Origin of the sequence: Dyadobacter sp. 22481, from assembly GCF_052044875.1 — a bacterium.
Lineage (GTDB): Bacteria > Bacteroidota > Bacteroidia > Cytophagales > Spirosomataceae > Dyadobacter > Dyadobacter endophyticus.
On record NZ_JBQENV010000003.1, the window covers coordinates 1,365,418 to 1,380,709 of the forward strand.

General features: G+C 51.1%; 10 protein-coding genes. 5 read left to right on the top strand and 5 right to left on the bottom strand.

The features are described from left to right. Window positions 1-22 precede the first annotated feature (22 nt). Entirely contained in the window at window positions 23-583 is a 561-nt protein-coding gene (frr, locus tag ACTJJJ_RS24465) for a ribosome recycling factor (RefSeq protein ID WP_188936588.1), read from the top strand. A gap of 97 nt (window positions 584-680) precedes the next feature. Here the strand turns inward: frr and ACTJJJ_RS24470 are convergent, their stop codons facing one another. Both ACTJJJ_RS24470 and ACTJJJ_RS24475 read right to left on the bottom strand, forming a co-directional pair. After that, on the bottom strand, window positions 681-1,673 hold the full coding sequence (locus tag ACTJJJ_RS24470; protein ID WP_188936590.1) for a UDP-glucuronic acid decarboxylase family protein: 993 nt from the start codon (window positions 1,671-1,673) through the stop codon (window positions 681-683). 36 nt (window positions 1,674-1,709) lie between these two features. Next, window positions 1,710-3,026 carry a UDP-glucose dehydrogenase family protein gene (locus ACTJJJ_RS24475; RefSeq protein WP_440703281.1) on the bottom strand — a complete coding sequence of 439 codons (1,317 nt, stop codon included), beginning with the start codon at window positions 3,024-3,026 and terminating at the stop codon, window positions 1,710-1,712. 211 nt (window positions 3,027-3,237) lie between these two features. Here ACTJJJ_RS24475 and ACTJJJ_RS24480 point away from each other — a divergent pair, with 211 nt between their 5' ends. The 4 genes from ACTJJJ_RS24480 to ACTJJJ_RS24495 all read left to right on the top strand — a co-directional run bounded on the left by ACTJJJ_RS24480 (window position 3,238) and on the right by ACTJJJ_RS24495 (window position 8,754). After that, the gene (locus ACTJJJ_RS24480; protein ID WP_188936601.1) at window positions 3,238-4,404 is read left to right on the top strand and encodes an acyl-CoA dehydrogenase family protein; all 1,167 of its coding nucleotides are present in this window, start codon (window positions 3,238-3,240) and stop codon (window positions 4,402-4,404) included. A gap of 160 nt (window positions 4,405-4,564) precedes the next feature. Beyond that, window positions 4,565-7,279, top strand: coding sequence for a glycoside hydrolase family 9 protein (locus tag ACTJJJ_RS24485; protein ID WP_440703282.1), 2,715 nt, complete (start codon window positions 4,565-4,567; stop codon window positions 7,277-7,279). Between the two features lie 121 nt (window positions 7,280-7,400). Beyond that, window positions 7,401-8,315 carry an SPFH domain-containing protein gene (locus ACTJJJ_RS24490; protein ID WP_188936603.1) on the top strand — a complete coding sequence of 305 codons (915 nt, stop codon included), beginning with the start codon at window positions 7,401-7,403 and terminating at the stop codon, window positions 8,313-8,315. A gap of 4 nt (window positions 8,316-8,319) precedes the next feature. Beyond that, a complete protein-coding gene (locus ACTJJJ_RS24495) occupies window positions 8,320-8,754 on the top strand; it encodes an NfeD family protein (RefSeq protein ID WP_440703283.1) in 435 nt (144 codons plus the stop codon). A 131-nt stretch (window positions 8,755-8,885) separates the two neighbouring features. Here ACTJJJ_RS24495 and pafA (ACTJJJ_RS24500) read toward each other — a convergent pair whose 3' ends face one another. The 3 genes from pafA (ACTJJJ_RS24500) to ACTJJJ_RS24510 form a co-directional block, all read right to left on the bottom strand. Further along, window positions 8,886-10,526 carry an alkaline phosphatase PafA gene (gene pafA / locus ACTJJJ_RS24500; RefSeq protein WP_440703486.1) on the bottom strand — a complete coding sequence of 547 codons (1,641 nt, stop codon included), beginning with the start codon at window positions 10,524-10,526 and terminating at the stop codon, window positions 8,886-8,888. 105 nt (window positions 10,527-10,631) lie between these two features. After that, window positions 10,632-12,305: an alkaline phosphatase PafA gene (pafA, locus tag ACTJJJ_RS24505; RefSeq protein WP_440703284.1), complete on the bottom strand. Its 1,674-nt coding sequence runs from the start codon at window positions 12,303-12,305 to the stop codon at window positions 10,632-10,634. A gap of 128 nt (window positions 12,306-12,433) precedes the next feature. Further along, complete coding sequence (locus ACTJJJ_RS24510) at window positions 12,434-15,244, bottom strand: M16 family metallopeptidase (RefSeq protein WP_440703285.1); 2,811 nt, start codon at window positions 15,242-15,244, stop codon at window positions 12,434-12,436. Between the last annotated feature and the right edge of the window lie 48 nt (window positions 15,245-15,292).

Genomic DNA, 15,292 nt, shown 5'->3' on the forward strand with positions numbered 1-15,292 from the left:
AAATACAGCTTATTATATAACAATGGAAGAAATAGAATTATATCTGGACGTCGCCAAGGATACCATGGACGGTGCGATCAAACACCTTATCATTGAATTAGGTAAAATCCGCGCCGGAAAAGCATCCCCTCAAATGCTGGAAGGTCTTCAGATCGATTACTATGGTTCAATGACGCCGATCCAGAACGTGGCGACGATTAACACGCCCGACGCACGGACGCTGGCGATCAAACCCTTCGAGAAGAAGATCATCAATGACATCGAAAAGGCGATCCGCAACAGCAACCTCGGCTTTTCGCCTTCCAATGACGGCGATATGATCCGGATTTCTGTCCCTCCATTGAATGAAGAGCGCCGTCGCGAACTCGTGAAACGGGCTAAAAACGAAATCGAAACGGCGAAGATCAATGTCCGCAACATCCGTCAGGATGCAAACAACTCGCTGCGTAAACTGACGAAGGACGGCGTTGCCGAAGACCTTGTTAAATCGAGCGAAGACCGTGTTCAGAAGCTGACTGACAGCTACGTTGCCAAGATCGAACAGATATTCTCCATCAAGGAAAAGGAGATCATGGAAGTATAGACTGATTCCCTACCTTAACCAACAAAAAACCCGCTTGATGCGGGTTTTTTGATTTATGGCCTCTCCGGCCGGGCTCTCCCCGGCTTTCAAGCCGGGGTTATATCTTCGCGCTGAATCCTTCGAAACCGCGGTGGTTTGACTCTTCGTACAAACGCTCTTTCGGCAGGCTGCGGAAATAGTCGTAAGTGATGCGTAAACCTTCTTCGCGGGACACTTTGGGTTCCCAGCCAAGAATTTCCTTCGCTTTCGAAATATCCGGCTGACGCTGTTTGGGGTCGTCTTGCGGAAGCGGCTTGTAAACCACTTTCTGATCCGTGCCCGTCAGCTTGATAATCTCTTCGGCAAACTGACCGATCGTGATCTCTTTGGGGTTACCGATGTTGACAGGCAACGAGTAGTCGCTCATCAGCAGGCGATAGATACCCTCCACCAAATCATCCACATAGCAGAATGCGCGCGTTTGCGTGCCATCACCGAACACGGTAATGTCCTCGCCACGCAATGCCTGGCCCATGAATGCAGGCAACACACGTCCGTCGTTGAGGCGCATTCTGGGTCCGTAGGTGTTGAAGATACGAACGATGCGGGTTTCGAGGCCGTGGTAACGGTGATAGGCCATCGTGATTGCCTCCTGGTAACGTTTTGCCTCGTCGTAGCAACCGCGCGGTCCGATCGGGTTCACGTGGCCCCAGTAATCCTCAGTTTGGGGGTGTACCAGCGGATCGCCGTATACTTCCGAAGTAGAAGCGATAATGAAACGTGATTTTTTGGCACGGGCCAGTCCCAGCAGGTTATGCGTTCCCATTGCCCCTACTTTGAGCGTCTGGATCGGAATTTTCAGATAGTCGATCGGACTGGCGGGAGATGCGAAGTGCATAATGTAATCGAGTTCACCCGGCACGTGCACATATTTGGTCACGTCGTGATGGTAAAACTCGAAATTCGGGTTTGGCATCAGGTGCTCGATATTACGCATATCGCCGGTGATCAGGTTATCCATCCCGATCACATACATTCCCTCCTTTAAAAAACGCTCGCAGAGGTGCGAACCCAGGAAACCTGCTGCTCCCGTAATTAAAACACGTTTCATTAAGATGAGTAATTTAGAGTATTTACTATTTTATGATCAGGCCGGCACCACCTTCTCGCGACCAATGCTGTAATAGGTATAACCCATTTCACGCATCTGATCGAGTTCGTACAGGTTCCTTCCGTCAAAAATCACTTTATTTTTCAGCAGTTTACCCATTTTCTCGAATTCCGGCGTGCGGAACTGGGGCCATTCGGTAAAGATCATCAATGCATCCGCATCGTCGAGCGCTGCGTAAGGCGTGTGGCAGAACGTAACCTTATCGCCCAAAACACCCTTCACGTTGTTCATCGCTTCGGGGTCATAAGCGGTCACCTTTGCACCCGCTGCCAACAATGCTTCGATGTTCTCCAACGCTGGTGCTTCGCGGATGTCGTCGGTATAAGGTTTGAATGCCAATCCCCAAACCGCGATCGTCTTACCTTTTAAACCGTCAGCAAAGAAATTATCCACCATCGGAAGCAATTTCTTCTTCTGGTCGTAATTCACATCCATCACCGATTTCAGGATGCGGAAGTCGTAATCGTAATCCAGTGAAGTTTTAGCCAAAGCCTGAACATCTTTTGGAAAACAGCTACCGCCATATCCGATACCCGCAAACAGGAAGCGCTTTCCGATACGGCTGTCGGTTCCGATACCACGACGAATATCGTCGACATTGGCACCTACTTTCTCGCAAAGGTTTGCGATTTCGTTCATGAAGGTGATCTTCATCGCCAGGAACGAGTTAGCCGCATATTTGGTCATTTCCGCCGAGCGCTCATCCATGAAGATAACAGGGTTACCCTGACGTACCAGCGGAGCGTACAGCTTCTCCATTACCTTTTTGGCTTTTTCCGAGGTTGTTCCTACTACCACGCGGTCGGGTTTCATGAAATCTTCCACGGCAACGCCTTCACGAAGGAATTCCGGATTGGATACCACGTCGAAGTCCACTTTCGCATTTTTAGCGATTGCTGCCCGTACTTTCTCAGCTGTTCCCACTGGAACTGTGCTTTTGTCGATGATCACCGCGTACTGATCCAGGATCGGTCCGAGATCGTCGGCAACTTTGAGAATATATTTAAGGTCGGCGGAGCCATCTTCACCCGGAGGCGTTGGCAATGCGAGGAATATCACCTGCGCATCCTTGATGCCCTCGACCAGGTTGGTGGTGAAAACCAGACGTCCCTCGGCCACGTTCCGGTCGAAAAGAACATCCAGACCTGGCTCGTAAATGGGTATTTCTCCTTTTTGAAGGCGTTCCACCTTTCTGACGTCGATATCGACGCAAGTCACCTGGTTGCCGGTCTCGGCAAAGCAGGTACCCGTCACCAAACCAACGTATCCTGTTCCTACTACTGCAATTTTCATAAACGGTTAATTATTATATAGCTGTTTTGGCACTTGTAAATAAAATCCGGGAATTGTACTTAACTAAGTCCAGTGCGTCAGGACGGTTGCAAAAGTAATTTTTTTAAATGAATGTTCACCGCTGCCATTTGGATTTGTTCGTTACTGGCTAGCGATTTTGTCGCATTCTCACTATCATTGGGTACTCACACAAATATAAGCATCAACATCTATGGACACACGAGCAAAAGACCTGACCAAGAACCCTTCCGACGAAATTTGTGACCTTATTAAACAAACCGTCAGGGATTTCGCAGCACTGCATATCAAGCCGCACATCCGCACCTGGGATGAGGAGCAGCATTTTCCGAAAGAACTTTTCAAAGCATTGGGAGAGCTCGGCCTCATGGGAATGCTCATTCCGGAAGATCTGGGCGGGGCCGGCCTCGGTTACCGTGAGTACGTCACGGCGATTGTCGAGCTGGCGAAAACAGATCCGTCGGTTGCACTATCCATGGCGGCACACAACTCTCTCTGCACCAATCATATATACATGTTTGGCAATGACGAACAGAAGCAAAAATACCTTCCCGGCCTCGCTACGGGCTCGCTCGTGGGCGCTTGGGGACTTACCGAACCCAACACCGGCTCCGATGCCGGCAATATGCAAACAGTGGCCGTGCGGGATGGCAACGACTGGGTAATTAACGGATCTAAAAATTTCATCACCAACGGCAAAAGCGCCGATGTGCTGGTAGTAATAACAAGAACCGGCGAACCCGGCGACAAACACGGCGCCACCGCATTTGTGCTCGACACCAAAACTCCGGGCTTCAGCCCGGGCCGCAAGGAAGACAAACTCGGAATGCGGGCTTCCGAAACCGTCGAACTGCTCTTTCAGGATTGCCGCATTCCCGACAGCCAGAGACTTGGCGAAATTGGCGACGGATTTATCCAGTCACTTAAAGTGCTCGACGGCGGCCGCATTTCCATCGCCGCATTGGGCGTAGGTACAGCCTGGGGCGCCTACGAGGCCGCATTAGCCTATTCCAAAGAGCGTAAACAATTTGGCAAAGCGATCTGCGACTTTCAAGCTATTGCATTTAAGCTGGCCGACATGTACACCGACGTCCAGGCCTCTTCATTACTGACCTTCCACGCCGCCGCATTGAAAGACGCAGGAGAAAAAGTAACGCTGGCGAGCTCCGTGGCCAAATACCACTCGTCCGAAACGGCCGTGCGTGTGTCTAATGAAGCGGTGCAGATTTTCGGCGGTTATGGCTTTGTCAAAGATTACCCCGCCGAAAAATTCTATCGCGACAGTAAACTCTGCACCATTGGCGAAGGCACGAGCGAAATACAAAAAATAGTGATTTCCAAGGAGATACTGAGGAACTAAGTCCCCGTTCAGAAAATCTCGTTCATTTTCCTGCCAGCATCATTTTCACTATTCCAACCGGCTGATAAATAAGCATCGCCGGTTGGGAGTTCCTATTCATTTTGCTGTTAAAACGGCACAGGTATAGCTGCTACCTCTTCCAAATCAAACATGAAATGTGATGGGAAGAGCGATTTTATTCATGATCATGCTGGTGGCCGGCAGCGCAAATGCCTGGCAAGCCGGCTCACTACCCGGAAGCCCGGCCATAACATCTGCACCGGTTTCCGACCGCGTTATTCTACTGACGATCAGCGAAAGATTCGATACCACAGGATGCCACAACACGAGCCGTTACTCGGCACATGCTACGAACGATCCTGACTATCAAACCACCGCCAATCCGGTTCTTATCGGCCTGCATAGTTTTGTCAAAGGTCTTTCATCTGCCGGCGAGCCCGATATTGTTTTTGAACTATACCTGATTTTTGGCAAACCATTCAAAAACGGTAAGGTCTATCGCCTGCAAGCCGATGCGATCCGTGATTCCGACGGCAACGAAACAGCAGTGGATATCACTTTTACATTCAGCGACACCGAAATCCGCGGCAATGTGAAGGCCAATCAGGTCGGATACCTGCCGGAAGGGCCGAAGTTAGGGAAATTAGGAAGGTTTCTGGGTGACGCCTGGTTTATGCCTGTCGATACTATTTCACCGCCGCCATTCCAGGTGATCGGGACCGACCAGCAACCTGTTTTCAGCGGAACATGTCAATATCTCAAACCAGACTCCGCATTCAGTGGCGAACGGGTACTTGAGATAGATTTTTCGTCATGGCAAACGCCCGGCCAATACTTCATTTACGTTCCCGGTTACGGCAGGTCGGAGGCCTTCACCATTTCCGCGGATTGCTACAATGAACTCTATTACAACACGACAAGGGCGTTGTATTACCAGCGTTCGGGGAAGCTCGAAGCGGCACAAGCCGGTGCATGGGCGCGTGAAGGTTTACCGTCCCAAACGGCGCAAATCCATACCTCGCATATCAATTCTCCATTACATTCATCTTCGGATTATCCGCCCGGAACTGACATTCCCATGCAATACGGATGGCTCGACGCAGGCGATTACGGGCGCTATGTCCCCACTGCAGCCAGCGCTTTGTTCATCCTGTTCACAGCATTTGAACTCTATCCTGAAAAATTCCCCGACAAGCATTTGAACCTTCCCGAAAGCGGCAACGGCATTCCCGACTGGCTCGATGAAGCCAGATATGAAACCAATTGGCTTATGCAAATGCAGGCCCCCGACGGCGGAGTGTATTTCCGGGTCGCCCCGGCGACATGGTCGCAGGGCCTGCCCGGCGATGAGCGTAACACATTGTATATTTCCGAAAAGACGACACAATCCACAGCGCTCTTCGCCGCGTCGATGGCTATGGCCGCCCGGAGTTTTAAGAAATACAATGCGACTTACGCGGCTTCCTGCCTCGAAAAAGCCCGCCAGGCATGGGCATTCCTGAAAGATCATCCCACTCCTACCCCGCCTGTCGATGTGCCTGGCATCAACGCAGGCCCGTACCCCGATCCGATCGATGCGGATAACCGGGCTTGGGCAGCCGCAGAGCTCTACAAAACAACCGGCGAAAACCTCTACAATACAGATTTCAACGAATGGTATTCCCAGATCCCACACCAGTTCCACGCGACCATGAGCTGGCAGCAGCATACTTTCAAAGCGGCCTGGGCCTATTCCACCACGTCTTTCCCAGTGAATACGGCATTCGTGGACGAATTCAAGGCCAGGCTGAATGGTGAAGTACTATTCAATTATTTCAACCGAACCATGAAAATCCACGCCTATCACGGCGCCTACCATCATTTCAAAGGCTATATCGGGTACGGTTCGTTCGGGATGGCACAGAGCTATGCATTCGATTATATTCTGTTTGCTTCCCTTCTCCAAAAACCCGAATTGCTGGATTATGCCAAAATTCAACTGGACATCCCGCTCGGCAACAATCCACTCTCGCAATGCTTCATTACCGGTGCCGGCAAGTATTCGCCTAAGTACCCGTTGCATTGGTCGACAGTGCCCGGCAAGTTCGCGGAGCCGGTCCCCGGTGTGCCGGTATTCGGGCCGGCGGCCTCGCTGTTGATGAACAGGCCATCCAGCTTCGCCATTCAGGACCCGCAGAACCGCTACCCGCTGGGTTATCGCAAAGAAGACCCTTACCCTGTGTTGCGGCGCTACACCGATGCGCGCCAGGCTGTGGAAATGGCAGAATTTACCGTGCAGGAAATGAGTGTTACTGCTGCGGCCTTTGCATTTTTCAGCAGCATTATCAATAAAGCGTTACCGGTACGGCTGGAAAAATTTGAAATAGAAACCCGGGAATGCAATGTCAGGCTGTGGTGGAGCACTTCCGAAGAAACCGACGCCGACTACTTTTCTATCGAGCGGAGTACAGACGGTAGGAATTTCAGGGAGATAGGCAAGGTAAATGCAGCCGGAACTTCCAAAACAACCCGGCATTACACCTTTGACGACCTTTCACCCAACCTGGCCAATTACTATCGCCTCAGGATCGTCGATACCGACAGCACATTCGAGAATTCGTCCATCCGGTTTGCGCGTCTGCGTTGCAGGCAGGTGAAGTGGTATGTTGTTCCGGCGAGCCGTCATATTTACCGGATTATATTTCAGAATGAAGCAGATAGTCGGGGCCCGCATTATTCCGCCAGGGTCTATAACGGACTGGGAATCGCGGTCAGGGCAACTTCCTCTCCCGGGCTCAGATTCGAAACCACCGGATTGCCTTCGGGCGTGTACGTTGTACGACTGTACGGAAAGAGAGGCGAAGACCTCGGCAGTCAAAGGATTTTGATCCCATAGCCAGGGAACCATTTATCCGGCTGTTCGACCGACGGGCACCGTTACCTTACATTAGTCCGAGACCGGTAGGAATGACGGTGCCTTCGTGTTATTTTCGCCATAGACCTTAAAACGACTTGTTATGACCCCTTTCATTGTTCTGCTCGTCCTGGTGGTACTCACCATTCTGATGACCGTTAAGGTTGTCCCACAGCAAAGTGCTTATATTCTGGAACGTTTGGGAAAGTTTTACGCCGTGCTTCAACCGGGCGTCAATTTCATCATCCCCTTTTTCGACCGGATCGCCTATAAGTACACGCTTAAAGAAGCCGCTGTGGATATTCCCGAGCAGATCTGTATCACCCGCGATAACGTGCAGGTGCGCATGGACGGGGTCATCTTTATTCAGGTAATCGATCCCAGAAAAGCAGCATACGGTATTTCGGACTACACTTTTGCTGTAATACAATTGGCTCAAACCACCATGCGGAGCGAGATCGGCAAGCTGGATCTGGACAAGACATTTGAAGAACGTATGACCATTAACCGTGCCGTAGTGGAATCCATAGACGAAGCGGCAACGGGCTGGGGCGTGAAAGTACTCCGCTATGAAATCAAGAACATTACCCCGCCCCAAAGCGTGTTGATAGCCATGGAAAAGCAAATGCAGGCCGAACGTGAACGGCGCGCGGTGATCCTGCAATCGGATGGTGAAAAACAGGCGGCAATCAATGTGGCCGAGGGGCAAAAGCAGAAGGTAGTACTGGAATCGGAAGGTATCCGTTTACGACAAATCAACGAGGCGGAAGGTGAGGCTTCTGCATTGAAATCGGTTGCAGAAGCTACTGCTGAGAGTATCCGGCTAGTGGCTCAGGCGATTCGCGAAGAAGGTGGCGCCGAGGCTGTGCAGTTGAAAGTAGCCGAAAACTATGTAGAGCAATTTGGTAAAATAGCCAAAGCCGGTAACACGCTGATCCTCCCCGCCAACCTGGCCGATATGGGCTCGCTCATAGCCACCGCATTAACCGTAGTCAAGTCATCAGAACAGAAGCACTAGTATCATGGATTTGACCTTACCACAGATTTGGCTCATCGTAGGACTGGTAATGCTTCTGGCAGAACTGGTCAGCGTGATGCTCGTGTTCGTATTTTTCGCGGCAGGCGCATTAATAACCTCCCTATTTACCTCAATCGGACTGCTGCCAAGCACCGAAAGCCAGATATTGGCCTTTTCAGCGATTTCACTGGTTTCGTTGCTCGTACTCCGCAAACACGCGCGCAAACTCCTCGAACGCCGGTCCGCAGCAGAATACAGCGAGTTTACCGGCGAAACAGCCATGGTCATTCGCGACATTCCCGACAATGGCGAAGGCCGTATCTATTACCGCGGTGCCGAATGGAAAGCCATTTCAGAAACTCATCACAACATTCCTGCCGGCAGCAAAGTTGTGATCAAGAAAACGGACGGTATTGTCCTGATAGTGGAAGAATCCTGAATTGAAATTATATCAAAACAAAAAGAGTTTGTATCAAATGTGATTAAGCTGTCACCCTGAGCGCAGTCGAAGGGCAAATGCGTGATGCAAATACCCTTCGACTGCGCTCAGGGTGACAACGAAGTGTGAAATTACTTTTTCAGCGCTTCCTCCACCGGAAGTCCGATATTCCCGCTGCCTGGCAGGATGTGCAACAACGCAGAAATGGTAGGCGCGATGTCGCAAACCGAAGTTCTCCTTACGGTCTCCCCTTTATTAATTCCCCATCCGAACATGACAAATGGCACCTGGGTGTCGTAGTTGTAAGGCGTGCCGTGTGAAGTTCCCGTGGAAGTGCCATAGAACCAGCCCGGCTGAGAAATCACCTGCAAATCACCGCTTCGTTTTGCATTTACATTGTTTTTATACAATTCCAACTGATAGCTGTTAAGTGGCGCCTTGCCCATGTCGGTCAGGTCGATCACATCCGCGATGCCCGGTACGGTCAAAGCCGCGTCACGTACCACGCTATACACGGCTGCGAGGGTAATGTTTTTCTTTCTTAAAAGGCTGTGGTCGAAATAGAGCTGGTTGTTGTCTGTCGCTACCACATACTTATCTTTCCCAAAAGCCGCATTCAGCGCATCGGTAACGGAGTTGGTCAGCAACTTGCGGTCGACAAGGCCAGCCGGCAGTTTATGCTCCTGCGCAAAACCGGGAACATCCACTACACCATGGTCCGCGGTGAGGAACACTGTATATTGACCTTTTCCTACCCAGCCATCCAGGAAGTTGAACAAATCCGCAAATTCACGGTCCAAACGCAGAAAATCGTCCTGCTGCTCAACCGAGTTCGGTCCAACCCGGTGCCCGATCTTGTCCGTCGAAGAAAAGCTGATCGCGAGAAAGTCGGTATCTTTTCCTTTTCCAAGTTGCTCGCCTTTGATAGCTTCGATGGCCATTTCTTTCGTGAGGGTGTTGCCCCAGGGCGTGTCGGTCACAATCCCGAAAGCGTCGCCCGACATGCCCATAAGCTCATAAGGGAACACCGGCCTCTTAGCGCCCGGCAATTTGCCTTCCCAGGCCACGTCATCGGGAGAACTTTGCGTGTAAGCATCCGCCGTCAGCAAAAGGTCCCAGCCTTTTTTGAGATATTCGGAAGGCATTTTCTTCGCATTATAATCCTTCGCCCATTGCGGCAGGTCGTCCATATAATAGGTACTGCTCACCCAGTTACCGGTTTTGGAATCAAACCAGTACGCTGCATTTGCCGCGTGACCGGCGGGAAGGATCGAACCACGGTCTTTAATGGCAACACCGATGGTTTTGGAGCGGAAGTTCGTCGCAATGCGGAGCTGATCGGTGACGGTGCTCACGAGCAGGTTTTTGGGCGACATTTTACCTACTGCCACATTGTTACTTCCCACAGTCTTTACAGTGCTGTCTTCCACACAATACACATCCTGCTTCGCAATGGGGTCGTACCATTCATTGCCGACGATCCCGTTGATTGCAGGAATAGAGCCCGTGTAGGCCGACGCGTGCCCGGCAGCGGTAACTGTAAGCGCGTAGCTGTAATGATTGTTGCGGCAGTTAAAACCCTCATTCATCATTCTTTTGAAACCGCCTTCGGTATACTGGTCATAATACCGGTACAGGTAATCGTAACGCATTTGGTCCACCACAATACCTACAACCAATTTTGGACGGGCAAGCGCAGTCGCCTTCGTGGCCGCGGTCTTTGGAGGGGTGACCTTCTTCGGGGTTTGCGCAGAAACGGCCGTAGTTGCCATTGCAGCCATTACCCAGCAAGCTAATTTTCTCACAATTAAGGGATTTAGGTAAAACAAAAAACTGCGGAACCCGGTATGGCCCCGCAGCGGATATCCTTTTTCAAATTACTTTTTCAATGCTTCCTGCACGGGATTGCCCACATTCCCGCTCGGCGGCAATATGTGCAGCAATGCCGAAATGGTTGGTGCAATATCGGCAATGGAAGTGCGGCGAAGCGTTTCGCCTTTGTTGATACCCCAGCCGTACAACAGGAAAGGAACGTGCGTATCGTAATTGTAAGGTGTGCCGTGATCCGTACCGGTGCTCATAGTCGAGGCAAACCAGCCCGGCTGCAACAATACCTGCAAGTCGCCGCTGCGTTTGGCATTGATATTGTTCTTAAACAATTCCAACTGGTAGGTGTTCAACGGTGCTTTGCCCATGTCGCGCAGGTTGATCACATCGGCCACGCCGTCCACGGCCAGCAATGCATCACGCAAAGTCTGATACACGTCCGTAACGGTGATCTTTTTCTCTTTCAGGATTGCCTTGTTGAGGTAAAGTTGGTAGTTTTCAAATGCAGAAACATATTCCGCCTCGCCATATGCGTCGTTCAAGGTTTTCACAATGGTGCGGGTCAGGGTGGTCGCATTCATGAGTCCCGCGGGCAACTTATGCTCTTGCCAGAATGCAGGCACATCCATCGCACCGTGGTCCGCGGTGAGGAACACGGTATAATTACCTTTTCCGGCCCAGCTATCGAGGAAGTTGAAGAAATCGGCAAATTCTCTGTCCAATTTCAGGTAGTCGTCCTCCTGCTCCACCGAGTTCGGGCCAAACATGTGGCCAATGCGGTCGGGAGACGAGAAGCTCACTGCCAGGAAATCCGTTTCCGCACCTTTTCCAAGATTTTCCCCCTTAATCGCCGCGATGGCCATTTCTTTGGTGATGGTATTGCCCCATGGCGAGGTAGTCAACGGACCATACGCATCGCCCGCATTGCCCGTAAGATCGTGCGGAAATACTGGCTTGGCTGCGTTTGAAAGCTTGCCTTCCCAGGGCACGTCGTCAGGCGAGCTTTGAGTATATTGTTCAATGGAGAGGAGCGTATTCCAGCCTTTTCCCATGTATTCGGCAGGCTTTTTCTGACTGTTAAAGTCGGTAGCCCATTGTGGCAGGCTATTCATATAATACGTACTCGTCACGAAATTTCCGGTTTTGGAATCGAACCAGTAAGCGCCTGATGCTGCGTGACCTGCCGGGAGAATGGACGCGCGGTCTTTAATCGCGACGCCGACGGTCTTGGAACGAAAATTCGTGGCAATGCGGAGCTGGTCGGTTACGGTGGTTACCAGCAGGTTTTTCGGCGACATTTTACCCACCGTCACATTGCTACTCCCTACCGTTGCCACCGTGTTGTCGTCCGTACAATATACATTTTTGGCCTGTGCGGCGTCATACCAGTCGTTGCCCACGATACCGTTCATGGCAGGCATCGAGCCGGTATAAACCGCCGAATGGCCCGCCGCCGTTACAGTCAATGCGTAGTGATAATGGTTATTCCGGCAGTTGAAGCCTTCATTGATGAGTCTTTTCAGACCGCCCTCCTTGTATTTGTCGTAATACCGGTACAGGTAATCGTAGCGCATTTGGTCAACAACCATACCGACCACCAATTTCGGCCTTTCCAGCCTGGTAGCCGAAGGACTGGTTTTAGGTTTGGTTTGACTAAAAACCGGTTGACTGAGAACAAGCCCGGCGAACAAAACTCTGAGAAGCGGATGGTAGATCAATTTCATGTCGATGCTATTGACAGCAGTAAGGTTCCTGTAAGTACTCGGCAAAGATAAAGATGTACTACGTTTAAAAGCAGAAAACCGGCGTGCTTTTCACGACCGGTTTTCTGAATCTTAATCTTATTCTAATCTTACTTTTTATCGCTTCCACCAAGCTGGGCCGGCGCTCCGGCCGCCGGGGCACCTTTTTTAGCTTTTTCAAAATCGCCCGCCTTGATGATCACGAGCTTGTTGTAATCGATATGCTTGTTGAATGCGGCCTTGATCTGATCCGGCGTCAGCGCGTCGATCTTTTTCTCGAAATCCGCATCCCATTGCATCGTGCGGTTCAAATAGAGGTTGCTGGTAAGCGTGTTCGTCAACGAGGCATCCTGTGAGCGAGCCACTTGCCGCGATTGCAGGTAACCCGATTTAGCAGCCTTCAATTCATCGGCTGTGAATCCTTCCTTCATTACTTTGTCGATCTCTTCCTTGAATGCGGCTTCCAGTTTTTCGGCATTCTGCGGGGCGTAAATGGCGTACGACATAAATGTTGCATTCTTATCCAGCGGACTAGCCGAGAACTGCGAACCTACGCCGTAGCTCAATCCCTCTTTTTGGCGGATGCGGGTAGCGAGGCGTGAGTTCAAAAACCCGCCTCCGAGCATGTAGTTACCCATGATCAACGCCGGATAATCGGGGTCGGTGTCCTGCAACGGCAAATTCAGCCCCGCAACAAACATCGCATTCGCCTTGTCGGGCGCTTCGATGGATTTGTTTTCCGACTTCACGACCTGATATGGCGATGCAATGCGTGTAAAGGGCTTAGCACTCTTCCAGCTTCCGAACTCATCGTTCAGGATTTTCTGGATCTCGTCTTTGTCGAAATCCCCTACAACTGTTGCAGATGCATTGTTAGCTCCATAAAAATCCTTGTGGAACTGACGGATCTGATCGATCGTGGTCGTTTTAATCCCTTCCACATCTTCATCGAAAGTGCCTACATAACGTACGTCGCTCTTTGGGTAAGGTGAGACAATGCGGCGGTACTGGTTGAATGCGATCGCCTGCGGTTCGCTTCGTTGCGATTCGATGCCTGCGAGCTCCTCCTGTTTCAGTTTTTCAAACTCGTTTTCGTCCAGCGCGGGGGTTTTCAAAACCTCGGCTACCAGTTTCATCACCGCCGGCAGGTTTTCTTTTGTTGTTTCAATGCTGGCCCCGGCCTGGTTTGCAGCACCAAAGAAACTCACGCGCGCTTTCAGGCGGTCGAACTCGTCTTTCACTTGTTGGCGGGTCTTGGTTTTGGTACCCTTGTCGAGCATCGATCCCGTGAGGTCGGAGATGGTCGCCTTGTTTTGCAGGCTTTTCTCGTCACCGTAACGCAATGTAATGCGCGCGGCTACTACGTTTCCACGGGTCTTTTTGGGCAACAATGCGGTTTCAATGGTATTGGCTTTCTCGACCCGCGCGGTGCGGCTTTCCACATTCGCCGGTGACGGGTCAAAAGCTTCGCCTTCGGCTACTACCGCTTCGCCTTTGTAGTCTTTTACGAGATCGGCTACTTTCGGCGCTTCGGGGATTTCGGCCCTTACCGAATTAGCTTCCGGCGTAAATGTACCGAGTGTACGGTTGGATGGTTTGAGATAGTATTGCGCAACGCGGGCCACATCCTCCGGCGTTACCTTACGGATATTGTCACGGAACAGGAATGCAAGCCGCCAGTCGCCGGTCGCGATCGCTTCGCTGATGCTCAACCCTACCCTTTCGGAGTTACGGAATTCCAGGTCCCAGTTTTTGAGAATGGTCGTTTTGGCACGTTCGACGTCTTCTTTCGACGGTTTCACGATCGCCGCCGAGTCGAGCGTGGCTACAAATGCTTTTCTGGCTTCATCCAGCGACTTTTCCTTCAAAATTTCAGCCCCGAACAACACGAATCCCGGGTCGTACAGCTGGAAACTGTAACCGAATTGCGAAGATGCTTTCTTGGTATCGACCAGGTTTTTGTACAATCTACCGTTCGGCTCGGTAGTCAGCACTTCGGTGAACACTTCCATGGCGGGGTAATCTGCGTGTGAGCCGGGCATGATGTGGTACATCGCCATGAGCATTTGCACGTCGCCGGTCCTTTTGAGTTCTACAAAACGCTCGCCGTCCTGCGTAGGCTCTACGGTGTAGGATTTAGGCAGGACGCGGGTGGGTTTTGGGATTTTCCCAAAATATTCGTTGATCAACGCCAGCGTTTTGGCTTCGTCGATCTTGCCTGCAACGGTCAGTACCGCATTGTCGGGCTGGTAGTATCTTTTGTAAAAGGCTTGCAAGTTTTCAATGGGTACACGTTCGATATCGGACCGGTTACCGATCGTCGATTTGCCATAGTTATGCCAGAGGTAGCCGCCCGAAATCACGCGCTGCATCAGCACACGTCCAGGGTCGTTTTCACCGGATTCGAATTCGTTGCGTACCACGCTGAATTCGCTGTCGAGGTCTTTCTTTGCGATGAACGAGTTCACCATCCGGTCCGATTCGAGGTCGAGCGCCCATTTGAGGTTTTCGTCCGAGGCCGAAAAGGTTTCGAAATAGTTGGTACGGTCATACCATGTTGTACCGTTGGGCCGTGCGCCGTGCTCAGTGAGCTCCTGCGGGATGTTGGTATGCTTTGGAGAGCCTTTGAATACAAGGTGTTCCAAAAGGTGGGCCATACCGGTTTCTCCATAACCTTCGTGACGGGATCCCACGAGGTAAGTGACGTTCACCGTAACGGTCGGCTTCGAAGGATCGGGAAACATCAGCACTTTCAGACCGTTTTCGAGATTATATTCCGTGATCCCTTCAACGGATGTCACCTTCGTAATCCCTTTCGGCAATTGCTGCGCTTCGGAAGGCATTGCCAGCATTGCAGCAAGCATCATTCCGACGAGCGAGGCCTGCCTGAACAAATTTGTTCTTCTAGATTTCATGACCATATTAAAATCAATTAGTTTAGATTTATAATCCTTGAAAATAATGCACAA

Coding starts and splice junctions, on each gene's coding strand:
- ACTJJJ_RS24475 (WP_440703281.1), bottom strand. CDS start 3,026: ATGAAAATTGCAGTAGTAGGAACAGGATACGTTGGTTTGGTGACGGGT.
- ACTJJJ_RS24495 (WP_440703283.1), top strand. CDS start 8,320: ATGGATTTGACCTTACCACAGATTTGGCTCATCGTAGGACTGGTAATG.
- ACTJJJ_RS24470 (WP_188936590.1), bottom strand. CDS start 1,673: ATGAAACGTGTTTTAATTACGGGAGCAGCAGGTTTCCTGGGTTCGCAC.
- ACTJJJ_RS24510 (WP_440703285.1), bottom strand. CDS start 15,244: ATGGTCATGAAATCTAGAAGAACAAATTTGTTCAGGCAGGCCTCGCTC.
- pafA (WP_440703284.1), bottom strand. CDS start 12,305: ATGAAATTGATCTACCATCCGCTTCTCAGAGTTTTGTTCGCCGGGCTT.
- ACTJJJ_RS24485 (WP_440703282.1), top strand. CDS start 4,565: ATGGGAAGAGCGATTTTATTCATGATCATGCTGGTGGCCGGCAGCGCA.
- ACTJJJ_RS24480 (WP_188936601.1), top strand. CDS start 3,238: ATGGACACACGAGCAAAAGACCTGACCAAGAACCCTTCCGACGAAATT.
- pafA (WP_440703486.1), bottom strand. CDS start 10,526: ATGGCAACTACGGCCGTTTCTGCGCAAACCCCGAAGAAGGTCACCCCT.
- frr (WP_188936588.1), top strand. CDS start 23: ATGGAAGAAATAGAATTATATCTGGACGTCGCCAAGGATACCATGGAC.
- ACTJJJ_RS24490 (WP_188936603.1), top strand. CDS start 7,401: ATGACCCCTTTCATTGTTCTGCTCGTCCTGGTGGTACTCACCATTCTG.